At 73.2% G+C, this 23,311-nt stretch carries 18 protein-coding genes; 13 read left to right on the top strand and 5 right to left on the bottom strand.

Going from position 1 to position 23,311, the window contains the following annotated elements; genetic code table 11:
* Positions 1-7: 7 nt before the first annotated feature.
* The 3 genes from prfB to H7827_RS19755 form a co-directional block, all read right to left on the bottom strand.
* The gene (prfB, locus tag H7827_RS19765) at positions 8-1,114 is read right to left on the bottom strand and encodes a peptide chain release factor 2 (RefSeq protein ID WP_200366883.1); all 1,107 of its coding nucleotides are present in this window, start codon (positions 1,112-1,114) and stop codon (positions 8-10) included.
* Between the two features lie 301 nt (positions 1,115-1,415).
* The gene (locus tag H7827_RS19760; protein ID WP_432746760.1) at positions 1,416-2,660 is read right to left on the bottom strand and encodes a serine/threonine-protein kinase; all 1,245 of its coding nucleotides are present in this window, start codon (positions 2,658-2,660) and stop codon (positions 1,416-1,418) included.
* 126 nt (positions 2,661-2,786) lie between these two features.
* Positions 2,787-4,505 carry a serine/threonine-protein kinase gene (locus H7827_RS19755; protein ID WP_432746759.1) on the bottom strand — a complete coding sequence of 573 codons (1,719 nt, stop codon included), beginning with the start codon at positions 4,503-4,505 and terminating at the stop codon, positions 2,787-2,789.
* 361 nt (positions 4,506-4,866) lie between these two features.
* On the opposite strand from H7827_RS19755, the gene H7827_RS19750 reads away from it, so the two are divergent.
* The 4 genes from H7827_RS19750 to H7827_RS19735 all read left to right on the top strand — a co-directional run bounded on the left by H7827_RS19750 (position 4,867) and on the right by H7827_RS19735 (position 12,668).
* Entirely contained in the window at positions 4,867-8,778 is a 3,912-nt protein-coding gene (locus H7827_RS19750; RefSeq protein ID WP_432746758.1) for an FHA domain-containing protein, read from the top strand.
* A gap of 227 nt (positions 8,779-9,005) precedes the next feature.
* Complete coding sequence (locus H7827_RS19745; protein ID WP_386537745.1) at positions 9,006-10,403, top strand: ABC transporter substrate-binding protein; 1,398 nt, start codon at positions 9,006-9,008, stop codon at positions 10,401-10,403.
* A gap of 25 nt (positions 10,404-10,428) precedes the next feature.
* Positions 10,429-11,739, top strand: coding sequence for an ABC transporter permease subunit (locus tag H7827_RS19740; protein ID WP_030725092.1), 1,311 nt, complete (start codon positions 10,429-10,431; stop codon positions 11,737-11,739).
* Positions 11,736-12,668 carry a carbohydrate ABC transporter permease gene (locus H7827_RS19735; RefSeq protein WP_030725090.1) on the top strand — a complete coding sequence of 311 codons (933 nt, stop codon included), beginning with the start codon at positions 11,736-11,738 and terminating at the stop codon, positions 12,666-12,668. The genes H7827_RS19740 and H7827_RS19735 overlap by 4 nt, the downstream gene beginning before the upstream one ends.
* A 99-nt stretch (positions 12,669-12,767) precedes the next feature.
* On the opposite strand, the gene H7827_RS19730 is transcribed toward H7827_RS19735, so the two are convergent.
* Positions 12,768-13,586, bottom strand: coding sequence for a class I SAM-dependent methyltransferase (locus tag H7827_RS19730; RefSeq protein ID WP_432746757.1), 819 nt, complete (start codon positions 13,584-13,586; stop codon positions 12,768-12,770).
* A 58-nt stretch (positions 13,587-13,644) separates the two neighbouring features.
* Here H7827_RS19730 and H7827_RS19725 point away from each other — a divergent pair, with 58 nt between their 5' ends.
* The 6 genes from H7827_RS19725 (at position 13,645) to H7827_RS19700 (ending at position 17,689) form a co-directional block, all read left to right on the top strand.
* The gene (locus H7827_RS19725) at positions 13,645-14,361 is read left to right on the top strand and encodes a GntR family transcriptional regulator (RefSeq protein ID WP_432746756.1); all 717 of its coding nucleotides are present in this window, start codon (positions 13,645-13,647) and stop codon (positions 14,359-14,361) included.
* A 317-nt stretch (positions 14,362-14,678) separates the two neighbouring features.
* Positions 14,679-15,116 (top strand): ATP-binding protein, encoded by a 438-nt coding sequence (locus H7827_RS19720; RefSeq protein ID WP_432746755.1) that lies wholly within the window; start codon positions 14,679-14,681, stop codon positions 15,114-15,116.
* Positions 15,106-15,384, top strand: a complete 279-nt coding sequence (locus tag H7827_RS19715; protein WP_432746754.1) for a hypothetical protein — start codon at positions 15,106-15,108, stop codon at positions 15,382-15,384. Before H7827_RS19720 ends, H7827_RS19715 begins: the two co-directional genes overlap by 11 nt.
* Complete coding sequence (locus tag H7827_RS19710) at positions 15,381-15,746, top strand: hypothetical protein (RefSeq protein WP_432746753.1); 366 nt, start codon at positions 15,381-15,383, stop codon at positions 15,744-15,746. The genes H7827_RS19715 and H7827_RS19710 overlap by 4 nt, the downstream gene beginning before the upstream one ends.
* 114 nt (positions 15,747-15,860) lie before the next feature.
* Positions 15,861-16,043: a hypothetical protein gene (locus H7827_RS19705; protein WP_386537737.1), complete on the top strand. Its 183-nt coding sequence runs from the start codon at positions 15,861-15,863 to the stop codon at positions 16,041-16,043.
* A gap of 71 nt (positions 16,044-16,114) precedes the next feature.
* Complete coding sequence (locus H7827_RS19700) at positions 16,115-17,689, top strand: asparagine synthase-related protein (RefSeq protein ID WP_432746752.1); 1,575 nt, start codon at positions 16,115-16,117, stop codon at positions 17,687-17,689.
* Here H7827_RS19700 and H7827_RS19695 read toward each other — a convergent pair.
* On the bottom strand, positions 17,649-18,191 hold the full coding sequence (locus tag H7827_RS19695) for a GNAT family N-acetyltransferase (RefSeq protein ID WP_432748009.1): 543 nt from the start codon (positions 18,189-18,191) through the stop codon (positions 17,649-17,651). The two genes, H7827_RS19700 and H7827_RS19695, sit on opposite strands and share 41 nt — an antisense overlap.
* A gap of 282 nt (positions 18,192-18,473) precedes the next feature.
* Here H7827_RS19695 and H7827_RS19690 point away from each other — a divergent pair, with 282 nt between their 5' ends.
* From H7827_RS19690 to galE, 3 genes are read left to right on the top strand one after another with little or no spacing between them, the layout of a single operon-like run.
* Positions 18,474-20,702, top strand: a complete 2,229-nt coding sequence (locus tag H7827_RS19690) for a bifunctional glycosyltransferase/CDP-glycerol:glycerophosphate glycerophosphotransferase (RefSeq protein WP_432746751.1) — start codon at positions 18,474-18,476, stop codon at positions 20,700-20,702.
* Entirely contained in the window at positions 20,699-22,297 is a 1,599-nt protein-coding gene (locus tag H7827_RS19685; protein ID WP_432746750.1) for a glycosyltransferase family 2 protein, read from the top strand. Before H7827_RS19690 ends, H7827_RS19685 begins: the two co-directional genes overlap by 4 nt.
* 16 nt (positions 22,298-22,313) lie before the next feature.
* A complete protein-coding gene (galE, locus tag H7827_RS19680) occupies positions 22,314-23,288 on the top strand; it encodes a UDP-glucose 4-epimerase GalE (RefSeq protein WP_030725078.1) in 975 nt (324 codons plus the stop codon).
* Positions 23,289-23,311 lie beyond the last annotated feature (23 nt).

Genomic DNA, 23,311 nt, shown 5'->3' with positions numbered 1-23,311 from the left:
GTGAAGGTTACTTCTCCTGCTGTTTGCGCCACCGGATTCCCGCTTCGAGGAAGTCGTCGATGTCACCATCGAGAACTCCCTGCGGGTTGCCGACCTCGTGATCCGTCCGCAGATCCTTCACCATCTGGTACGGCTGAAGCACGTAGCTGCGCATCTGGTTGCCCCAGGAATTGCCTCCGTCGCCCTTGAGCGCGTCCATCTTGGCCTGCTCCTCGGCGCGTTGGTGCGCCAGCAGCCTCGACTGAAGGACGCGCATCGCGGCCGCGCGGTTCTGGATCTGGGACTTCTCGTTCTGGCAGGAGACGACGATGCCGGTCGGCAGGTGGGTCAGCCGGACCGCGGAGTCGGTCGTGTTGACGGACTGGCCGCCGGGGCCCGAGGAGCGGAACACGTCGACCCGGATCTCGTTCTCCGGGATGTCGATGTGGTCGGTCTGCTCCACCACGGGCAGCACCTCGACACCCGCGAAGGACGTCTGGCGCCGGCCCTGGTTGTCGAACGGCGAGATCCGCACCATGCGGTGGGTGCCCTGCTCGACGGAGAGCGTGCCGTACGCGTACGGGGCCTTCACGGTGAAGGTGGTCGACTTGATGCCGGCCTCTTCCGCGTACGAGGTGTCCAGCACCTCGGTCGAGTAGCCCTTGCGCTCGGCCCAGCGCAGGTACATCCGCTGGAGCTGCTCGGCGAAGTCCGCCGCGTCGACCCCGCCGGCCTCGGCGCGGACGCTGATCATCGCCTCGCGGCCGTCGTACTCGCCGGACAGCAGGGTGCGGACCTCCAGCTCGTCGACGGCCTTCTGGACGGCCGCCAGTTCCGCCTCGGCCTCGCGCCGCGTGTCGGCGTCGTCCTCGGCCTCGGCCAGCTCGAAGAGCACTTCGAGGTCGTCGATCCGGCTGTGCAGTTCATCGGTCTTGCGCACCTGGCCCTGGAGCAGGGCCAGCTTGCTGGTGACCTGCTGGGCGTGCTCGGGGTCGTCCCACAGCGAGGGCGCCGCCGCCTGCTCCTCCAGCGCGGCCACATCGGCCCTCAACTGGTCAAGGTCGAGGACGGCCTCGATCGACTCCATGGTGGAGGCGAGAGACTTCAGAGCTTCGGATACATCGACGGCTGCCACATACACCAGCGTAACGGCTGCCGCATCCCACCCCGCCGCCAGTCGCCCTCCGGGCGGGCGCAGGGCCGTGCGGGACCCGGCCGGAGCCGGGCGCGGGGCCGTGCGGGCGGCCGTCTCCCGGCGGTGCTACCGAGCCCGCGCCCGGGGCCGGGTGGCCGCGTGCTCGGGGGACCGGTGACCCCACGACGCCCGTCCCCGCCGCCTCGACGGCCCAGGCGGCGGTCCGTCGTGCCCGCGTCCGACCCCGCACGAGGCCGGACTGGCGCCACGGTGCGGTCCGTGACCGGTGGCCCGCCGGGCGTCAGGGGGCGAGGGCGGGTTCGCCGGTGGTGGTGTGCGGGGGCCGGTGGGAGTTGCTGTCGCCGTCGCCGCCCCCGGTCAGCAGCCAGCCGCCGACCGCCACCACGGCGAGGACGCCCGCCGCCACCGTGATCGCCAGCCGGCGCTTGCGGCGGGCCGCCGCCGCGTGGCGGGCCGAGCCGGCGCGGGCCTGGCCCGGGGCGCGGGGGGTACGCGCCGTGCCGTGCGCGCCGCCGGCCAGTTCCTCGGCGTCCGGCACCCGCATCCGGGTGTGCGTGGCCCGCTCGTCGTCGGGGATGTCGGCCCGCACCAGCGGTACGGCGGCCGGCAGCGGCCCCGGCGCCGGCCGCGGCGGGTCTGCCGGCTCCTGGGGCTCGTCCGCCCCGTCCGGGTCGCCGATGTCCAGCGGCGGCAGCCCTTCCAGCGACGGCAGGATCTCCCGCAGCCGGGAGGCCAGCTCCGCGGCGCGCAGCCGCGAGGCCGGGGCCTTCGCCAGGCACTGCTGCAGCACTTCCCACAGCGGGTCCGGGACCCCGGGCAGCCGGGCGGCCGTCTCCGTCACCTGGCGGCGCAGTACGGCCCCGGTGTGCCCACCGCCGAACGGCGTGAAGCCGGCCAGCAGCTCGTACAGCACCGTCACCAGGGCGTAGATGTCCACGGCCGCGCGCGGCGGCAGGCCCTCGACGATCTCGGGGGCTACATAGTCGGGGGTGCCGACCACCCCGCCCTTGCCGCCGTGCCGGGGTTCGTCGATCAGCTTGGCGACGCCGAAGTCGGTCAGCAGTGCGGTCGGCGGTGTGCCGGTGCCCTCGGGGACCGGCTCCAGCAGGATGTTCTCCGGCTTGATGTCGCGGTGCACGATGCCCGCCGCGTGTGCGACGGACAGGCCGGCGGCGATCTGGGCGGTGATGGCCACCGCCTCGTGCGGGGCGAGCCGCCGTTCCCGTTCCAGGTGGGTGCGCAGGTCGGGGCCGCGCACCAGGTCCATCACCAGGGCGAGGTCCTGGCCGTCCTCGCCCCCTATCACCAGGTCACGCACGCCGACGATGTGCGGGTGCTCCAGGCCGAGCAGGGCGTGCCGCTCGTGGGCGAAGCGCTCCGCCAGTTCCGGGTCGGTGGCGAGGTCCTCGCGCAGCAGCTTGATGGCGACAGGGCCCTCCGGCCCTTCCCCGAGCCACACCGTTCCGGCACTTCCACGTCCCAGGACGCGGTGGGTCGTGTACTGGCTGCCGATGTTCCGTGCCATGGCGTGAGGCTACGACGGCGATCCGGCCATCGGAGGCCCCGGCCGCCCGCCTTGCCCCGCTTTGTGGGCAAGCGGCGGCCGGAATCCATCTCCAGAAGTCGACAAATCCCCCAGGTCACCGACGGGTCAGGAGCCGGAGGTCGCGTCCTGCGCCTTCTCCACCAGACCGAGCCACTCCCCGACGGTGTTGAACCAGTCCTTGGTCGCTTCCCAGAAGCTCTGGCCCTCGGCCACCCACTCCGGCAGCGGCGTGAAGTTCCACAGCAGGAACGCGATCACGGCCATGATCACCACCATGAACAGGCAGCCCTTGAGGCAGCCGAGCCCGGGGATCCGCATGGGATTGGCGCTGCGCGAACGGCCGCGCGGCTCGCGGTCGCGCTCCGGCTCCCGGCGGCGCGGGGGCTCCTGGTACCGCTGCGGCTGGGGCTCGTGGTAGCGCTGCGGCGGCTGCTGGTACGGCTGCGCCTGGGGCTGCGGCTGCTGCTGGTAGCGCTGCTCGTCCGCGTACCCGAAGTGCCCGGCCGCCGCCGAGCTGCGCCGCTGCGGACGGCGCTGAGGCTGAGGCTGCGGCTGGGGCTGCGGGGGCTGGCGGCGCTGCGGCTGCCGCTGCGGCGCGCGGTAGAGGGGGTCCTGCTCGGGGTCGAGCTGCTGGAACTGGGTCTGCTCGTTGCGGTCCCGGGCGGCGCGCATCTGGTCCGCCCACGGCGGCGGTGCCTGCGGCTCGTCGGGGCCCTGCTGGGCGGGCATCACCCGGGTGCCGTCCAGGCCACCGTCCGCACCCGCACCGGCACCGGCTCCCGCACCGCCGGCTCCACCGGCGGAGGGCAGCACGCTGGTGGCGGCGCCGGGATCGTAGGACCCCCCGGAGAGCGCCTGCGTCGGCTGGGCGTCGGGCCCGCCCGGACCCGTCACCTTCACCGGCGCGCTGTCGGGCAGCAGCAGCGCGGCCACCCCGTACGCCGCGTCGGCCTGCTCCTGGGTGGCGTGCTCGCCGATCCCGGCCACCACGGTGCGCAGCGCCCGGCCCAGGCTCACGGCGCTGGGCCGCTCGTCGGGGCTCTTGCGCAGACAGCGTTCGATGACCGTCCACAGCGGCTCCGGCAGCCCGTCGATCCGGGCGGGCTGCTCACTGAGGTGGCGCTGGAGGACCTGAAGGGTGTTCTCCCCGGCGAAGGGGGGACGGCCGGTGATCAGCTCGTACATCAGGACGCCGGCCGCGTACACGTCCACGGCCGAGGTCTGCGGGCGGCCCTCGGCGGACTCGGGGGCGATGTAGGAGGGGGTGCCGACGAACTCGTGGGCCCGGGTCACCCCCGGTGAGTCCGCGAGCCGGGCGATCCCGAAGTCGGTGAGCAGCGGGCGCAGCGGGGCGCCGTCCTGTCCGCCGCCGGCCATCAGGACGTTCGCGGGCTTGAGGTCGCGGTGGACCACGCCCTTGGCGTGCGCGGCGGCCAGCGCGTCGGCGACCTGTGCGGTGACGAGGGCGGCGCCGACGGGGCTGAAGGGGCCGTTGTCGCGCAGGTAGCGGTGCAGGTCGGGGCCCTCGACGAGGTCCATGACGAGGGCGAGCAGCTCGCCCTCGACGACGAGGTCGCGGGTGCGGACGATGTTGTCGTCGGTGAGGCGCAGCAGCACGGAACGCTCGCGCAGGAAGCGCATCACGACATCGGGGTCGTGGGCGAGCTCCTCCTTGAGCACCTTGATCGCGACCAGCTCGCCCGGTGCGCCGGTGACGGCCGCCTCGTCCCCGGCGGCCTCCCGCTGGCGCCCCCGCCACACGGTCCCGGTAGCGCCGCGCCCGAGGGGCTCTTCGAGCAAGTATTTGCTGCCGACCGGCCGCACGTGTGCTCCCTGATGCTTCGCTGATGGTGGTGATGATGACGAGTGAGGACGTGTGGTGACGAGACCGAGTTCTCCACTCTAATGCCGTCGCCGGTGCACCCGGGCGGCCGTCTGTTCGGAAGGTTACGATGCCGCGCCGCGGGGAGCTGGTTCCCGGCGGGAGGACCGGCTGAGCGATCAGATCTGGTCAGATCCAGGCAATCAAGATCATTAACTGCGGCTGACGGGGCCAGGTGTCAGCGCCGGGTGCGAGGATGCTTTCACCATCAGCATCCGATGCGATCGAACGGATGCGTTCGGGCGAACGAGCAGACGACCGACCGGAGATGACACCGGGCGGGCGGGGCGAGCGGGAGGGCCGATGCCGATCCAGATCAGGTTGACCGTTCTGGGACGGGGCACCGCCGACGGCGGGGTGGACGTCCAGATCACCGCTCCCACCGACACCCCGCTCGCCACCGTACTCGGCTCGCTGGCCGCCGCCGCGGTGCCGGGCGCGGGTGCGCCGGGGGCGGTGTACTGCGAGGACGAGCGCCTGGACCCGCAGCTCGCCCTGCTGGGGCAGCCGCCGCTGGTGGAGGGCGCGGTGCTCTCCTTCCACCAGCCGCTCACCGGGCCGCGGCCGCCCGCCCCGGCGGCCAGGCTGCTGGTGGTGGCCGGGCCCGACGCGGGCGGGGTGCACCTGCTGAACGGCGGCGAGGTACGGATCGGGCGGTCCTCCGGCGCGGACGTCGCGCTGCGCGACCCCGATGTGTCACGGCTGCACTGCGCGCTGACGCTGGGCCCGGACGGCTCGGTGACGGTCACCGACCTCGACTCCACCAACGGCACCCAGATCGATGGCCGGCCCGTTACCGCCCCGGCCACCCCGCTCCCGGCGGGCGCACCGCTGCGGCTCGGCGAATCGACGCTGCGGGTCGTCCCCGCGACGACGGTTCGGGCGGTCGGGGCCGCGCAGGGATCCGCCCCCGGGCTGCCCGGTGGGGGCACACCGGCGGGGGAGGCCGGCCCGGACGGCTTGACACCGGCCGGTGACGGGGGCACGTCCCGGCACGACGCGGCGGCGTCCGCCGCCCGGGCCCGGCCCGGCGGCTACGCCCCGGAAGCGGAGCGGGCGGCCGGCCACGACCGGGAGAGCGGATCGCGGGACGGCGCCACGATGCCGGCCCAGCGCGACGGCCACGCGTCCGAGGGCTCCGGCCCGAGCGGGGTGCCCCGGTGGCGGGAGGAGCGGACCACCCACCCCACGAGCGCGGACCGGCCGCCCCACGCCCCCGAGCTGGCCCGGCGCCACGACGAGCGCCCCGGCACCGCGACCTCGCCGGCCGCCGGGGCCCGGGGCTCCGCGAGCGCCGGCGAGCGCGACCCCTACTCCGCCTCCCCGGGCGACGCCCGGGGGCGGACCGACGGCACCGCGACCCCCTCGGAGCGGGGCGACCGCGACCGCGCGCGGGAGGAGAGCGGCACCACCACGGACACCATCACGGACACCACCACGGGCAGCGCCCCCGGCCGGGGCCCCGGCGATCGGGACGGCACCGGCCGCACCGGCGTGCGCGAGCACGGCCCCTTCGACAGCGCCCGCCCGGCCCCCCGGGGCCGCACCGGCGGTACCGCTTCCGGCCAGGACACCGGCGCTCCGCCGGACGGCGGGCGCACCCCGCGCCGCGAGCCCCCGTCCGCCGGCGGGAACGACCGGGCCACCGGCGGCCACGAGGCCCGCGACACGCTGGGCACCGGACGTACGGCCCGCAGCGTGCCCGCCCCGTCGAACGGCGGCGATCGGCCCTCCGCCCCGCGCCGGGAGCACACAGGTGTGGACGAAGAGCGCCCGCACGACGGCCCGGCCACAGCCGGAGCCGCCCGGGGCCCGAGCCCGCACGGCACCCCGGGCCGGGACGCCGCTGCCCGGACCGAGGACGGGCCTGCCTCCGGCCACCGGCTCACGCCGGCCGGCACGAGCACCGACGTTCCGGTCCAGGGCCGGGGCGCGGCGGCCGAGGCCGGACGCCATGCCTCCGCCCACCAGGTACGGTCCGGGCCCGCGGAACGCCCCGGCACCGGTGACGTCCCGGGGGTGAACCCGCCGCGGACCGGCGGCCGGCGCGGAAGCCCGACGGAAGCCGGCGCGGAGCCGTCCGCCACGGGTGCCGTCCAGCACCCCCCGGCCGGCACCGGCGCTCACGCGGGAGGTGAGCTGCCCGACGCCGACGGCGACCAGCCGCGCACCACCCGGATCGCCGCCCCGCCCCCGCCGCAGGAGCGGCCCCGGATCGGTTCCGGACCGGAAGGCGACCGTCCGCACGAGGGGCAGCGAGGACCGGACGGGCAGGTCACGCTCGTCGGGCAGCAGGCCGTCCGGCAGCGCAAGGGGATCATGGGCTGGGCGCTGCGGGTCGGGCGGGGAGCCGGGCGCGGAGCCGACCCCGAGGAGGCCGCCGCCGCGCGGGCCGAGGCGGCCGCCGCCGACGCCCGGTGGCCGGATCCGGCCGCCATACTGCTGTCCGCGCTGGAGGGCGACCCCCGGCTCTGGGCGCGCGACGCCGCGCACCCCGAGGCGTACACAGTGCGTCTTGGCACCACCCAGCGCCCCGCCGGGCCGCTGCTGCCGGTCACCATCGGCCTGCCGCGGGCGGGTTCGCTCGGGCTGGCCGGGCCGCGCGAGCGGCTGACCGGTCTGGCGCGGACCGTCCTCGCCCAGCTGGCCGCCCTGCACTCCCCCTCCGCCCTGCGGATCGCCGTGCTGGCGGACGGCAGGGCCCGCGAGTGGTCCTGGCTCGGCTGGCTGCCGCATCTGCGCCCCGCCCGGGGCGAGAACTGCCGGCTGCTGCTCGGCTTCGACCCCGCCCAGATCACCGCACGGCTGCGCGAACTCTCCGAGGTGGCCCGGGAGCCGGACGGGGGCCCGCGTACCGTCGTGCTGCTCGACGGCGACCCCGGCAGCGCCGCCGCCCGCGAGGCCGCCGCGCGGCTCGCGGCGGAGGGGCCGGCGGCCGGCATCCATCTGCTGGTGCTCACCGAGACCCCGCCGGCCACACCCGCCTCCCCCCTGGACGAGGCCCTCGCCGCCGCCCGGCGCTCCTGCGCCGCCTTCCGGGCCTGCGGCACCGCCGGAGTGCTCAGCGGCGCCGTCGCCACCTCGCTGCGGCTGATCGGCGAGGACGGGCAGCCGGGACCGATCATCACCGCCGACGCCGTCTCCCCGGCGTGGGCCGAGCGGTTCGCGCGGGCGCTCGCGCCGTTGCGCGAGCAGGAGGACGGCGCCGTGAGCGCGCCGTCCCCGCAGCCGCTGCCCGAGAACGTCCGGCTGCTCGATGTCCTGGCCCTGCCCCGGGTCACCCCGTCCACCCTGCGCGAGCGCTGGGCGCACCGCTCCGGGTTGCCCTTCGTGCTCGGCCTGGGCGGTACGGGTCCGGTCGAGGCCAATCTGGCCGCCGCCCGCGCGCCGCTGATGATTTCGGGGCCGCCCGCCTCGGGGCGTACCGAACTGCTGTGTTCGCTGGCCGTGTCGCTCGCCGCCTCGGCCGGCCCGGACGCCCTGTCGCTGCTGCTGATCGAGGGGTCGGCGACCGGTGGCGGGCTGCGCCCGGCCGCCGAACTGCCGCAGGTGGCCGGGCATCTGGCGGCCACGGACCCGGTACGGATGCGGGCGTTCGCGCAGGATCTGCGCGCCGAGCTGAAGCGGCGCGCCCTGCTGCTGGGCGAGGAGGCGTCCGGTGCGGCGCCGGGTGTGGTCGGGCCACGGCCGCCCGCCGACGACCCGCGCCGCGAGGCCGCGCTCCCCCGGCTGGTGGTGCTGGTGGACGATCTGGACCTGCTGCTGGCGCCGCCGCTCGGCGCGCCGGGGCGGCCGGCCGCCGGCTCCGTCATACGGGTGCTGGAGTCGATCGCCCGCGAGGGGCATCGGCTCGGCGTGCATCTCATCACGGCCGGCTCCGGCGGCGCGCCGGGCACCGGCACCCCCGGGGGGCGGCTGCCGGACACGGCCTGGGCACGCGTCGCGCTGTCGGGTTCGCCCGCCGGGCGCGCCGAACTGCGCACAGGGTCGGGGAAGCTGATCCCGTTCCAGGTGGGGCGGGTCACCGGCCGCATCCCGCGCACCGCGACGCTGCGGCCCACCGTCACCCTGGTCGACTGGGCCACGGCGGGCGATCCGCCCGCCCGGCGGCCGGTGCGGGAGCTGGGGAACGGGCCGACCGATATCGCGCTGCTGGCCTCGGCTGCGGCGCGGGCGGGCCGCACGGACCCCGCGGGCACCGCCTCTCTCGTCTGACCCACACACTCCGACACACATCCACACATTCGAACGCTTTCCCTCGCTGAGCTGCGACAACCGATAACGGGGTAGTCACAAAGGGGGGTTGGCACCACAGCTGCTCTTGCCTGCCCCGACGACGGAGCGTAGGACGAGGGGCACAAGGACGTGCGGCGTGGCATGCCCGGTACCGCACAACCGAGTGCCGTGAGCCCGCCACGCCAGATCGATGGAGGACGGAACTCATGCGCAGTTCGATTCGGGGACCCCGGAGAACGGCCCGCGCGGCCGCGGCGGTGGCCGTCGTATCCGCACTCGCCTTCACGGCGGCGTGCAGTGGCGACAGCGACGGCGACGGGGGGAACGGCAGCGGAGGCAACGACAGCGACGGCGAGCACTCCGCTTCCATAGAACTGCCCGACCTCAGCGGCCAGTCGCTGGAGGTGGCGGCCGTGTGGACGGGCGCCGAGCGCGACAACTTCGTCGCGGTGCTCAACGAGTTCGAGGAGCGCACCGGCGCGAAGGTCAGCTTCGTGCCCAGCAGCGACAACGTGTCCAACTTCGTGGGCACCAAGATCGAGGGCGGCGCCCCGCCGGACATCGTCATGGTGCCGCAGGTCGGTGTGCTGCACGAGTTCGCGGAGAAGGGCTGGCTGGCCCCGGTGGGCCCCACCGTCCAGGAGCAGCTGGACGCCAACTTCGGCCAGGGCTGGCAGGACCTGGGCGCGTACGACGGCGAACAGTACGGCGTGTACGTGAAGGTCGCCAACAAGTCGCTGGTCTGGTACAACGCCACCTCCTTCGCGACCGCGGGCGCCACCGAGCCCACCAGCTGGCAGGAGTTCATCGACACGGCGTGGCTGCTGTCCGACTCGGGCACCACCCCGGTGTCGGTGGCAGGCGCCGACGGCTGGACGCTCACCGACTGGTTCGAGAACATCTACCTCTCGCAGGCCGGCCCCGAGGCGTACGACCAGCTCGCCGCGCACGAGATCCCGTGGACGGACGAGACCGTCACCAACGCGCTCACCACCCTGGGCGAACTCTTCGGCGAGGACACCCTGCTGGCGGGCGGCGCCTCCGGCGCGCTGCAGACCGACTTCCCCGCCTCCGTGACCAACACCTTCTCGGACCTGGAGGCCCCGTCCTCCGGCATGGTGTACGAGGGCGACTTCGTGGCCGCGTTCATCGCGGGCAACACCGACGCGGTCGTCGGCGAGGACGCGCTGGTCTTCCCGTTCCCGGCCGTGGACGGCGAGGCCCCGGTGGTGACGGCGGGCGACGCCGCGGTGGCGCTGACCACCGACGGCACCGCCACCGAGGCACAGGAGGCGCTGCTGGCGTTCCTGGCCTCCACCGACGCGGCGCGCGTCTGGGCGGGCCCGGGCGGCTACCTCTCCCCCAACCACGCGCTGGAGCTTGAGGCGTACCCGGACGAGGTCACGCAGGGCATCGCCGAGGCGCTGATCGCCGCCGGTGACAACTTCCGCTTCGACATGTCCGACCAGGCGCCCGCCGCGTTCGGCGGCACCACCGGGCAGGGCATGTGGCAGGGCCTGCAGAACTTCCTGCGCGACCCGGCCGACATCGAGGGCGCCCAGGAGTACCTGGAGGCCCAGGCCGTGCGTGCGTACGGCAACTGACACGGAGCGGGGCTGACTTACGACCATGGCTTCCGCCAAGGCAGTGGCGGTCATCAGGGCTCGTCCCTGGGCCGTCGCCTGCTTTCTGCTGCCGGCCCTGCTGCTGCTCGGCGCGCTGATCGTCTACCCCATCGGGTACTCGATCCAGCGCAGTCTCTTCGACGCGTCGGGCAGCACCTTCGTCGGCCTGGACAACTTCCAGGATCTGTTCACCAATGACGCGACCCGCAAGGCGCTCAGCAACACCCTGATCTGGATCGTGGTGGCCCCGGCCGTCGCCACCGGGCTGGGGCTGATCTTCGCGGTGCTCACCGAACGCATCCGCTGGGCCACCGCGTTCAAGCTGGTGGTCTTCATGCCGATGGCCATCTCCATGCTGGCCGCCGGCATCATCTTCCGGCTGGTGTACGAGCAGGACCCGGACCGCGGTCTGGCGAACGCCGCGGTGGTGGCGGTGCACGACACCTTCTCCGGCGGGGCCGAGTGGCCCGACGCCCGTCCGCGCCCCAACGGGGAGCTGGCGGGGCAGGAGGACGGCTCGTACCTGCTGGCCACCCCGGCACGCGCCGGGGAGCCGGCGCTGCTGCCGCTGGTCGGGGTCAAGCCGGCCGATGCCGAGGGCGCGGCGGAGGCCGCGCCCGCCGCCGCCGACCCGGGGGCGGTGACCGGCACCGTGTGGCTGGACTTCGCACCCGGCGGCGGGGGCGCCCCCGATGTCATCGACCCGGGTGAGAAGGCCCTGTCGGGGATCACGGTGGAGGCGGTACGGGAGGACGGCTCCGTCGCCGCCTCGGCCACCACCGGCGGTGACGGCACCTTCAGCCTGCCGGCCGAGGACGCGGACGGTACGCAACTGCGGCTGGCCGCGAGCAACTTCACCGCCGCGTACAACGGGGTGGAGTGGCTCGGCCCGGCGCTGGTGACGCCCGCCATCATCGCCAGCTACGTATGGATGTGGGCGGGCTTCGCGATGGTGCTGATCGCCGCCGGCCTGGCCGCCGTCCCCCGGGAGACCCTGGAGGCGGCGCGGGTGGACGGCGCGAACGAGTGGCAGGTGTTCCGCCGGATCACCGTGCCGCTGCTGGCACCCCTGCTCGCGGTGGTGCTGGTGACCTTGATGATCAATGTGCTGAAGGTCTTCGACCTGGTGTACGTGATCGCGCCGAGTTCCTCCCAGGCGGACGCCAACGTACTGGCCCTCGAGCTGTACCGCTCGTCGTTCGGCGGCGGGGCGAATCAGGGTCTGGGCAGTGCCATCGCGGTACTGCTGCTGGTGCTGTGCATCCCGATGATGATCATGAATGTGCGGCGGCTGCGACAGGAGAAGAAGCGGTGAGCGCCTCGACCGAAGCGGCCGCCACGGCCGCCCCCAACCCGCCGCCACACCGTACGGAAACCCCGGCCGGCCCGCCGAAGCCGTCGTTCGCCTCGCGCGTCGGCGCGATCGCGGGCAGCGGCGCGGTCCGGGTGGTGCTGACGGTCCTGGCCGTCCTGTGGCTGCTGCCCACCGCCGGGCTGCTGGCGTCCTCCTTCCGCGATCCGCGGGACATCGCGTCCTCCGGCTGGTGGGAGGCGCTGACGGACCCGGGCCAGTTCACCGGGGCGAACTACAGCGCGCTGCTGAGCAATGACGCCTTCACCAGCTCGCTGTGGACGACGATCGCGATCACCGTCCCCTCCACCGTGCTGGTGATCATCCTGGGCGCGCTGGCCGCGTACGCCTTCGCCTGGCTGGACTTCCCCGGCCGGGACTGGCTGTTCGTGCTGGTGGTGGCGCTGCTGGTGGTGCCGGTGCAGGTCGCACTGATTCCGGTGGCGCGGCTGTTCAACACGCTCGGCATCTTCGAGACGACGGTGGGCGTGGTCATCTTCCACTCCGCCTTCGGGCTGCCGTTCGCCATCTTCCTGCTGCGGAACTTCTTCGCGGAGATCCCGCGCGAGCTGCTGGAGGCGGCCCGGCTGGACGGGGCGGGCGAGCTGCGGCTGTTCACCCGGGTGGTGCTGCCGCTGGGCGGCCCTGCCATCGCGGCGCTGGGCATCTTCCAGTTCATGTGGGTGTGGAACGACATGCTGGTGGCGCTGATCTTCGCCGACTCCAGCTCCCCGCCCATGACGGTGGCGCTCCAGCAGGAGATGCGCCAGTTCGGCAGCAACATCGAGGTGCTGGCGCCGGGCGCGTTCCTGTCGATGCTGATCCCGCTGGGCATCTTCTTCGCCTTCCAGCGGCAGTTCGTCACAGGCGTGATGGCGGGCTCCGTCAAGTAACCGCGGCGGAGCACGCGCGCGAGGGGGCCGTCCCGACCGGGACGGCCCCCTTGTGTGCGCCCGAGGCGCGGCGGCGAGAGGTGGCGGCGGATCACCACCTCACGCGGCGGCGCCCGGGGACCGGCCGACGGCCAGCAAGTGCGAGCTGGCGGCGAGCAGTTCGGGGTAGGGGTCGGCCAACCGGGCTGCCGCGAGGGCCGACTGGAACAGCGCGTCATCCGGTGCGGCACCCGAGTGGTGCTCCACGGCCTTGAGCAGTGACCACGTCGGGCCCTCGATCCCGAACACCTGGACGTCCACCAGTCCGGCTTCCCCCAGTTCCCCGGCGAGTTCCTCGGCACGGTGGAAGTAGGCGACGGTGAACCGCCCGCGGCCGTCGTGCAGGGCGGACGCGAGGATCGCGGAAACGGATGCCTGCATACGGTCGGTGTGGAGCTGTGCCGCCGCCGCGTGATCGAAGACACTCGCGTAGCGGTTGATACCCGCCGCCGCGACGAGGCCGCCCGGCCGAACCGCCCGTACGGCCTCCGCCAGCGCCTGCCGGCGGTCCGCGGGGTCCGGGAGGTGGTACAGCGGGCCCAGCAGGTTCACCACGTCATAACCGGCGTCCGGCACGGGGAGGCTCCGCGCGTCCCCCAGCGTCGCCACGCACACCTGCCTGGCCTGCTCGACGTGGCGCGCGACGGGGTCGATCAGGTCCACGTGGTATCCGTCCCCGACGAGCCATCGCGCGTGAACGCCCGTACCGCCTCCGACATCCAGCACCCGCGCCGGGGCGGGTGGCAGGAAGCGGCGCAGGATCTCCTGGGTCCGCAGCATCTCCAGCCGCCCGTCGGCGGAACGGGTCAGGCGCGCGTCCTCGTCGGTGCCGTGCGTGTAGTAGTGCTCGACCTCCGGCAACAGCTCTGCTTCCGTCATGGCAGAAGTATGATTTGTACCGGTTGACCAGTCCAGTCCGTCGACCTGATGAGGAGCTATGGCGCTGTTGAAGTACGAGGAGATCGCGGAATCCCTGCGTTCCCGCATCGCGGCGGGGGAGTTCCCGCCCGGCACCATGCTTCCGTCCGGCCGTGACCTCGCCGAACAGTGGCACGTTTCGCGGGCGACAGCAGTCAAGGCGATGGATGTCCTGCGCGGCGATGGCCTGGTCGAAGCCAGGCAGGGCGCGGGGTTCATCGTGACCGAAACCCCGATTGGCCGGCCTGCCGGCAATCGGCGTTCGGGGTCATCGCGGATCACCGGCGGCATGCCCTTCACCCGCATCGGCATTCCCGACCGCACAGTCCCCCCGCCGCGCGTAGCTGCGGCGCTCGGGCTGGCCACGGGCGCGGAAGCATTGCGCCGCATCCGCATGATGCGGCTACCGGACGGCAGTCCGCACAGCCTGGCGACCGCATGGTTCCCGACGGACATCGCCGACCAAGCCCCGCGGCTGGAACAGAACTCGCCGATCGCGGAGGGGACCACCAGGTATGTCCGGCGCCTGACGGGCCGCTTCCCCACGGAAGGCACGGACGTGACGACTGTCCGCCAGGCCACGGAGCACGAGGCTCAGCAACTCAACCTTGAGTCGCGCACCGCCGTCGCCGTTGTCCTCCATACGGCCTATGACCAGAACGGTCACGCGCTGGTGTGCGAGGAGGGCGTGACGCCGGGACCGCTGTGGCACCACACGGAGACCTACCCGATGTAGCCGCTCACTCCTGGGAAGGCTTGGTGCGGTCAGCCGGCCCACATTTTTTTCCTGTCGATACACGCTCTCACCTGAGCAAACGCCATCATCGCGGTTCCCATGCGACGCATGCCAGTTGACTGGACCGGTCCACCGGTCCACTCTATTCTCCGTGGCCGTCAGCCACCGGACCGCACGTCCGGGGCCCGGCCAGGAGCAGAGGGCAGGGACGCGGCGAGCCAAGCTGACCGCCTTCTGCAACGAGAACTGTGCTGAGGCGAATTCGGCAGTCATGAAGCGTCAGGCCGCCTTGGCACTGGTCGACCTCGGGAGGTGCCATGACGGGTTCCGTACAAGCCGCGTACGACTGGGGTGTGTTCGGGCAGTCCTTAACAGCCAACCCCAGGGGCATCGAGGGATGGCGGACCCTCGCGGGGGACGTGGTACGGCGCTGGGGTGCGGCTCCGGAGGTCGTGGAGTTGGTGCGGCTGGGGGTGAGCGAGCTGATCAGCAACGTGGTCCGCCACGTCGCTGATCGACCCCGCTGCTATCTGCGGATCGTGCTCATCGGCAGCGAGGTGACCGTTCAGCTCTTCGACCGTTCCGTACGGATACCGGTCATCGGCGCGGCACCCGACTGGGACGCGGAGGACGGCCGAGGTCTGTGGATGCTGCGGGAGATGGCCGCACGCTTCGGCTGCGAGCGCACCCGCCACCAGCACGGAAAGATCGTCTGGTTCACCTGCGACCTCTCCGGGAGTCACCGTGCACCATGACGAACCGCGGCTGGTGAGGGTGACACTCGATGTGGCGTTGAGCCTGGTGAAGGAATGGGACTTCATCGAGATCGGCGGCCGGATCGAGCGGGTTCTCTCGGTGACCGCGCTGCACAACGGGCGGCGGATCCACTTCACCCACGGGGGCAGTCTGACCCTGAGCACCGGAAGGCGGCTGTGGGTGACCCGGACAGTCAGGGAGAGCGAAATAGCCCAGGAGAACGCCCCGTTCCACCGCACCCACCACTCCGAAGGCCCGCGCGTATGACCGCCCCTACCCCCCTGGCCTGGCTGGTCGCCGAGGAGTTCACCGCTTGGTCCCGAACCGGCACCTGCTCGATGTGCCACAGCGAGGACGTGCCGGTGATCTGGGCGGGATCCGTCGTGGCGTACGGCCGCTCCCGGACCGTACGAGCCTGCGCCACCTGCCTGCGCAAGCTCGCGCAGTTCGTCCGGGGCGAGGCGCCAGGACCGTACGGCCCGACCCGGTACGCCAGCGGGAACTCCCGGTTGTCGTCCGCCACCACGGCCCGCCCGACAACCACGAACCGGGCCTTCCACACGATCACCCTCCTGGGCATCACCGCGATGGCAGCCAGCCTGCTGCACACCTGGTGGACCGTCCGCTGAACCGTCCCTCGGGTAACTCCCAGGAAGCTGAGGTGGATGGGCGGATCCCGCGTCTCGGAAGCCTTTACCCCAGTACGTGACTTACCCGACCCCGTGAATCAAGGAGGCCTCACCGTGCAATCCGTAGCCGATCTTTCCGACTTCATCCCACCGCCTCAGCCATCCGCCGATACCTACGAGACGCTGTTCACCGGACCGGCCCGGCACATCGTCCACAGCCCGGCGGAATCCCACGAAACCAAGAAGCGTTCGGGCTCCTCCGACGGCGCCCAGACATACGACACCCCCGTCCTCTGATCACCATCGCAGTCCGGGGGGGGTCGGCCGCCGAGCCGACCCCCTTCTCACCATGGAGACCGGAGACGTTCATGCTCACCCTGCGCCTGACGCCCTACTCATCCACCACGTGGACCTACGACAAAGGCAGCTACCGCACATCGGATTCCACCAGTGCGGTCACTCCGTACGAACATCCCCTGCTGGAACACCTTCACGTCACAGATGGCGAGCGCACGCTAGTGATCGTGCGGGAGAGAGTAGCGGAACGAGCGGTTTGTGAGCCCGGTCCCCGTTCCCTCGCACCGGCCATGTATGACCAGGCCCGTGAGGCCGCGCTGCGGTGGCCGACCGACTACGTACTCATCGAGACAGCACCGAACCGCCCAGTCCGGGTAACCGCGGGGGCCGCGCGCACCACTCCGCTTTATCTCTCGCACCAGGACGGCGTTCTCCACGGTTCATGGGAAATGAGTGACCTGCGCCGCTTCGCAGGCGCGCTCAGCCCCAAGGAAGCCGCACGGCTGCTCATCTACCGTCCCCGCTACGGCACCCAAACGTTGTTCACCGGAATCCAGCGTCTCACCGAACGCGGCACCGCGATCTTCGGCGGCGACTTGCACCTGCACTACCCGGAACCAGCACTGCACAGCAGCCCCCGACCCTTGGCCCCGGAAGCCGATGTCCTGGCGGCCTTCACCGACGCAATGGACCAGTCACTCGACCTCCGCCCACTGGAGCCGGAGTCCACTGTCTTCCATCTCACCGGCGGTTTCGACTCGGGAACCATCGCCACCCGAGCCGCCCAACGCTTCCCCGGACTGCTGAACACCGCAGCCCTGCTGGTGATCGGCGCCGGACGTGACCAACAGATCAGACGCCGCAGGGAAATGCGGTCGATGCTGCCCTTCGGGCGACACGATCACATCATCGACTGCCTGGACAACCCACCCCTGCACCCTGATTGCGCCCGCGTCCAGGGGCAACCACTGAGCCCCTACGAGGAACCACTCCACCTCCCCTTCAGCCGCCTGACGGCGCTCCTTCGCCACCACGGGGCGCGTTCCGTCGTCACCGGCCTCGGCGGCGACGAGATGGTCTCGCTGTCCCCACAGGAGTCGGCAGCCACTGTTCTGGCCAACGCTCATATCACCGACAAGCTGCCTTGGCTCGGCCCTCGTTCGCGAGCCAGTCTGGAGTTCGCGGACGATGGCATCGCCCCGCCCGCACAGGTCAACTCGATGACGCTGCTCTCCCTGGAGACCACCGCACCTCCACTGTTGCGGGCCGGCATCTGGCCGCTTCATCCCTTCACCAGCCCCGCCATGATCCGGCTCGGCGAGGAACTTCCCCTGCATTGGCGCGAGTTCAAGGCCCTTCAGCGACGGCAACTGGACTCACTCGGGCTCAGCCACGATGTGACGCGCCCTGTGGAACGCGAATCGTTCGTCTGGCTGGTACAACACTCACTGCGGACGTACGGCGCGCCGCTGATCAGTGGCATGCTCCAACACGGTTCGCCGCTGTTCGACACGGGGCTCGTCGATCCCGATGGTCTGCGCCTCACTCTTCGTGAGCTCACCGGCCGGCCCTACGACGAGGAGTTCCACGCCAAGCTGCTCCAGGTCATCGACCTGCACCTGGCAGCGCGGGCCTTCCTGACATGAACCATTCGGACAGGCCCTCCATGGGTTCCGCCTGTCGGGCGAGCAGGTAGAGCCGGTACTTCGCGCGCTCCAGCTCGTGGACGAGATGGAACCCTTGCGCGGAGTAGTAGCGCACCAGGTCCGGCGACAGGCAGTCCCGCCGGACCCAGGACAGGCCGGCCCGGAATGCCCGGTCCACCGCCCACCATGCCATCAGCGTGCCCGGCCGCAGATCGCGCAGCCCGGGGTCGGTCACGGAGGTGTTGAGGTAGTGGGCGGGCTCCGCTCGTTCTGCTTCTGTCCAACCCCACGGTGGGCCCTGCTCTTGGATCGTCGTACGGCCGACGATCCGTGAACCGTCCAGTTCCAGCAGCCACACGTCCCCGCAGGGGTTGTCGCACTGGCCGGCGAGATCGTCCACGCTCTCCCGCCAGCTGGGCAAGCCGCGCTCCTCCATCCAGGCGCAGCGCGCGCGGATCATCTTCGCCACGGCGGGACGATCGGCCGACACCGCCGGACGCATCTTCAGCACGGCAACCCATTCCCCTCGACGACGCCATGGGCTCGTCGGGCACAGTAGCCGGACGAGGCCCGCTTGGGTGGTGCGAACCCACGGGACAGACGCCGCGGCCGGCTGATGCGCTCGCTGTAGGGCTTGGCATCGTCTCCGGGCCCTCTGCCCCGGTGTTGCTCCGAATGGAGGGACGCGAGGGGCGACATCCCGGGGGTTCCGGAGAATCCCGCACTGCTTGAGCGATTGTCGGATGGTCCGTGTATTGCTCCCTCGTCCGGTGGATGTGGTGCCGTGCCCCGCTTCAGCGTCATCGTGACCGTCCACCAGGCATCCGCCGAGCACCTGCACGCCGCCCTGACCTCCGTCCTGGGACAGCGCTTCGCCGACCTCGAACTGATCGCCGTCGACGAGGCGTCATCAGGCACCAGCGACCAGGTCATCCGGGGGTACGCCGCCGCCGACCACCGCCTCGTACGGGTGCGGCTGCCGTACCCGGCGGGCCCCGGCGCCGCCCGCAACGCCGCCCTGGAACGGGCCCGCGGCACGTACGTCCTCTTCCTCGACGCCACCGACACCCTCGCCCCCGGCGCCCTGCCCGCCATCGACGCGCGGCTGCGCGCCACCGGCGACCCGCAGCTGCTGCTGTTCCGGGACACCACCGGCGACGCCCCGCGCGGCCTCTACAGCCAGCAGCCCCCCGAGGTGATGACCCTCGCCGACCGCCCCGGGCTGCTGTGGCTGGACCCCGCCGCGCACACCCGCGCCCACCACCGCGATCTGCTGGACCGCCTCGGGCTGCGCTTCCCGCCCGGGCACTACGAGCACATCCCCTTCAGCCCGCACGCCCTGCTGGCCGCCGGGTCCGTCGCCGTCCTGGACCGCTGCTGCGTACGCCGCGCCGCCGCGCCCGCGCACCCGCCCCGCGGCCGTGAGCACCTCGACGTCCTGCGCCAGTACGACCGGCTGTTCGCCACCGTCACCTCGCCCCGCTGGCGGGCCGCCCTCTACCACCGGATGGTCGCCCACCTCACCGAGCTCCACCAGCGGCCGGGACTGCTCCCGCCCGCCACCCGCGCCGAGTTCTTCCGGCAGGCCGCCGCGCTGTGCGCCCGGCACCGGGCCACCTCGGGGGCCACCGCGCTCACCGACGCCAGGAGCCGCACCCGCAGCCTTCCCGTCCTCGCCCGCCGGTTGCGCGCCACCAGCGCACGGACCGTCCGCCGCGCCGTCCGGTTCCTCCTCCCCCGGCTGGCGGCCTGCGGTCGCGGGGTGCGCGCCGCCGCGTTCCATCTCACCTACCGCTTGCACCTCCTGCGCCCCCTGCGGCCCGAACTGGCGGTGTTCCTGCCCGCCACCGGCGCCTACACCGGCCATCCCGCCGCCCTGGAGGCAACAGCCCGCGCCCTCGCCCCGCACCTGCGCACCGTCTGGGTGGCCGGCCCCGAACACGCCCCGCACCTGCCCGAGGGCGGCCCGCGCCGGCTGCATCCGCACTCCCCCGCCACCGCCCGCGCACTGGCCCGCGCCCGCTACCTCATCAGCGACGCCCCCTTCCCCGGCCCCGTTCCGCGTGCCCCGCGCACCGGACAGGTGCGGTTGCAGACCCATACCGGCACCCCGATCGCCCGGCCGCACGGCCCGGACGGGCCCGCCGACCTGCCCGCCCTGCTGCGGCAGATCGACTGCTGGACCGCCGCCCTGTCCACCGGACCGCACGCCACCCGCACCGCGCGGCACGCCTACCCCGGCGCGTACACCCTCCTGGAGTACGGCTCCCCGCAGGCCGACCGGCTGGTCACCGCGACCGCCGAGGACGTACGTGCCGTGCGGGCCCGGCTCGGCATCCCCGAGGAGGCGCTCGTCCTGCTGTACGCGCCGGCCGAGCGCCCCTACGAGCCGGCGCCGGCCATCCCGCGCCTCGACGTGCCCGGCCTGGCCGCCCGCCTGGGCCCCGGTCATCTCCTGCTGACCCACGCCCCGGAGACGCCCCCGGCCGACGGCTCGGGGCGGCCCGCGCCGGCCGCCGGCCGCCCCTCGCTCAGCGACCTGTGCCTGGCCGCCGACGTGCTGATCACCGACTACCACCCGGTGATCTTCGACTACGCGCTCCTGGACCGGCCGATCGTCGTGCACGCCGAGGACTGGGCCGACTACCGCACCGCCCGCGGGGTGTGCCTGGAACTCCCCGACTGCCCGCCGGGCCCCGTCACCCGCACCGAGGACGAACTCCTCGCACTGCTCACCGACCCCGCCCGCCCGCTGTGGCACGACCAGGCCGCCGCCCGGCGCCGAGCGGCGTTCCGGGCCCGCTTCGCCTCCGGGGACGACGGCCGGGCCGCCGAACGCGTCGTCCGCGAGGTCTTCCTCGACGGCCGCTCCGTCCCCCCGGTCACCCCGCCCGCCGGAGAGGGTCCCCCGCCGGAGCCCGGCGGAGCGCAGCCGCGCGCCCACCGCCTCACCGGCCCCGAGCCCCGCAGGGCCGCCGGCCCCGTACCGGCCCGGCAGGGCGGCGCCGCATGACCTCCCGCAGGGTCAGCGTCGTCGTCATCGCCTACAACGACGCCGCCCACGTCGCCGACGCGGTGCGCTCCGCGCTCGCGCAAGGCCCCGCGGTGGCCGAGGTGATCGCCGTCGACGACGCCTCCACCGACGCCACCGCCGCCGTCCTGGAACGGCTCGCCGCCCGGGAACCCCGGCTGCGGCTGCTGCGCCACCCCGTCAACAGCGGCGGCTGCGGCACCCCCCGCAACACCGGCCTCGCGGCGGCCCGGGGCCGCTACGTCATGTTCCTGGACAGCGACGACCTGCTGCCGCCGGGCGCCGCCGCCTCGCTGCTCACCGCCGCCACCCGGCACGACGCGCCGGTGACCGCCGGCCGGTGCGTACGCCGCGAACTGCCCGCCGGCACCGAACGCCCCTGGCAGCCCGCCCTGTTCGAGGCACCCGCCGCGCCCGCCGTGTACGACCCGCCGCGCCGCCACCCGGAACTCGTCCACGACACGCTGTGCGTGAACAAGCTCTACGAGCGCGACTTCCTGCGCGCCCACCGCATCACCTTCCCCGAAGGCCGCTTCCCCTACGAGGACTTCGTCTTCACCGCCCGGGTCCTGGCCGCCGCCCCACGGCTGGCCGTGATCGCGGACCCGGTGTACGTCTGGCAGGTGCGCCGCCGCTCCGCCGCCCTGTCCATCTCGCTCGACCGGGGGCGCATCGAGCACTGGGCGGGCCGCCTCGAAGCGCACCGCCAGGCCGTCGACGTGCTGCGGACGGCGGGCGCGGAGCGGCTCGCCGCGGCGGCCCGCACCAAGTTCCTCGACCACGACCTCCCGCTGTACATCCGCGAACTCCCCTCGCGCGGAGCGGAGTTCCAGCGCTGGTGGTGGTCGCTGACCCGCGCCCACCTGGCCGCCTTCGCCCCGGCGGAACGGGCCGCGGCCCGCCCCGCGCACCGCTGGCTGACCGCCCTGCTGCTGGCCTCGCCCGCCCCGCGCGAACTGGCCAGGATGGCGGCGCTGACCGCCGCCCCGCCCCGGCTGCTGCCCCCGCTGGCCACCTCCGGCGGCCGGCCCGTGTGGTCCGCCGACCTGCCGGACCTGCCCCTGGATGGCCTGGACCACCTGCCCCTGGAGGCGCTGCCGCTCACCGTGGACGCCGAACTCGCGGGCCCCGGCGCGTATCCGGTCCTGCGGCTGCGCGTCCACGAGCTGTACGGGCGGTTGGCGGCGGCCGACATCTACGGGGTGGACGTGGAACTGTGGCACCGCGAGCGCGGCCGGCTCGGGCAGCGGCGCAGCGTGGCGCTGTTCCCCGACGGCACGGGCTGGGTCGCCTCCCCCCGGCTGGATCTGACCGCGCTGCCCGCCACCGACGCCGCGCTGGCGGTGTGGGACATCAGGGCGGGCATCCGCTGCGCCAGGGGCCGGACGGTGGTCACCGGGGTACGGCCCGTGGGCGCGGCCCCGCGCCGTACCGTGCTGCCCAGCCGGCGGCACGGGCTGCTGCTGGTGCAGCCGTACACCACCTCGCACGGTGCGCTGGCGCTGCGGGTCGCCCCCGGGGTGCGCGGCGCCACGGGGGTGGCGACGGCCCGGCTGCACCGCATGCTGAAGAACTGACCGAAGGAGAACCCGGATGACAACCTTCCTGATCACCGGCGGAGCGGGCTACATCGGCGCCCACGTCGTACGGGCGCTGCTGGCGGCGGGCGAGCGGCCGGTGGTGTACGACGACCTGTCCACGGGGGTGCGGGCCCGGGTGCCGGAGGGGGTGCCGCTGGTGGAGGGCAGCACCCTGGACCGGGTGCTGCTGGACCAGACGATCGCCCGGCACGAGGTGGGCGCGGTCATCCATCTGGCGGCGAAGAAGCAGGTGGCGGAGTCGATCACCCGGCCGCTGCGCTACTACCGGGAGAACGTGCACGGGCTGCAGATCCTGTTGGAGGCGGTGCGCGGGGCGCGGATCGAGACGTTCGTCTTCTCCTCCTCGGCGTCCGTCTACGGGACCCCGGTGGACGACGGGCCGGTGACGGAGGACACCGTGTGCGCGCCGATCAGCCCGTACGGCGAGACCAAGCTGATCGGCGAGTGGCTGGTGCGCAACGCCGGGCGGGCGCACGGCATCTCCACGGCCTGCCTGCGGTACTTCAACGTGGCGGGCGCCGCGGCACCGGAGCTGGCGGACACCTCCGTCTCCAACCTCATCCCCATGGTGTTCGAGCGCCTGGACGCGGGGCTGCCGCCGCTGATCTTCGGGGACGACTATCCGACGCCGGACGGCACCTGTGTACGGGATTACATCCATGTCGAGGATCTGGCGCAGGCCCATGTGGCGGCGGCGCGGGCGCTGTCGGAGCAGCCGTTCGCGGGGGATCTGACGCTGAACATCGGGCGCGGGGAAGGGGTCTCGGTGCGGGAGATGGCCGAGCAGATCGGTGTGCTGACGCATCACGAGGCGCTGATTCCGCAGGTGGGGCCGCGTCGGGTGGGCGATCCGGCGCGGGTGGTGGCGCGGACGGACGCGGCGGCCAAGCACCTGGGCTGGAGTGCGCGGCGCGGGGTGCGGGACATGATCACGTCGGCGTGGACGGGCTGGCGCTTCATTCGGTAATGACGTACAAAATGTACGCTATT

Source organism: Streptomyces sp. JH002, assembly GCF_050916115.1.
Classification (GTDB): Bacteria; Actinomycetota; Actinomycetes; order Streptomycetales; family Streptomycetaceae; genus Streptomyces; species Streptomyces xiamenensis.
The sequence above is the reverse complement of the archived record's forward strand: the minus strand, read 5'-3'. Positions and strand labels throughout refer to the sequence as shown.

Bases quoted from the DNA above. Each gene is read 5' to 3' on its own strand.
- H7827_RS19730 (WP_432746757.1), bottom strand. From the start codon at position 13,586: ATGACGGAAGCAGAGCTGTTGCCGGAGGTCGAGCACTACTACACGCAC.
- H7827_RS19725 (WP_432746756.1), top strand. From the start codon at position 13,645: ATGGCGCTGTTGAAGTACGAGGAGATCGCGGAATCCCTGCGTTCCCGC.
- H7827_RS19720 (WP_432746755.1), top strand. From the start codon at position 14,679: ATGACGGGTTCCGTACAAGCCGCGTACGACTGGGGTGTGTTCGGGCAG.
- H7827_RS19740 (WP_030725092.1), top strand. From the start codon at position 10,429: ATGGCTTCCGCCAAGGCAGTGGCGGTCATCAGGGCTCGTCCCTGGGCC.
- H7827_RS19710 (WP_432746753.1), top strand. From the start codon at position 15,381: ATGACCGCCCCTACCCCCCTGGCCTGGCTGGTCGCCGAGGAGTTCACC.
- H7827_RS19750 (WP_432746758.1), top strand. From the start codon at position 4,867: ATGCCGATCCAGATCAGGTTGACCGTTCTGGGACGGGGCACCGCCGAC.
- H7827_RS19760 (WP_432746760.1), bottom strand. From the start codon at position 2,660: ATGGCACGGAACATCGGCAGCCAGTACACGACCCACCGCGTCCTGGGA.
- H7827_RS19745 (WP_386537745.1), top strand. From the start codon at position 9,006: ATGCGCAGTTCGATTCGGGGACCCCGGAGAACGGCCCGCGCGGCCGCG.
- H7827_RS19685 (WP_432746750.1), top strand. From the start codon at position 20,699: ATGACCTCCCGCAGGGTCAGCGTCGTCGTCATCGCCTACAACGACGCC.
- galE (WP_030725078.1), top strand. From the start codon at position 22,314: ATGACAACCTTCCTGATCACCGGCGGAGCGGGCTACATCGGCGCCCAC.
- H7827_RS19695 (WP_432748009.1), bottom strand. From the start codon at position 18,191: ATGCGTCCGGCGGTGTCGGCCGATCGTCCCGCCGTGGCGAAGATGATC.
- H7827_RS19700 (WP_432746752.1), top strand. From the start codon at position 16,115: ATGCTCACCCTGCGCCTGACGCCCTACTCATCCACCACGTGGACCTAC.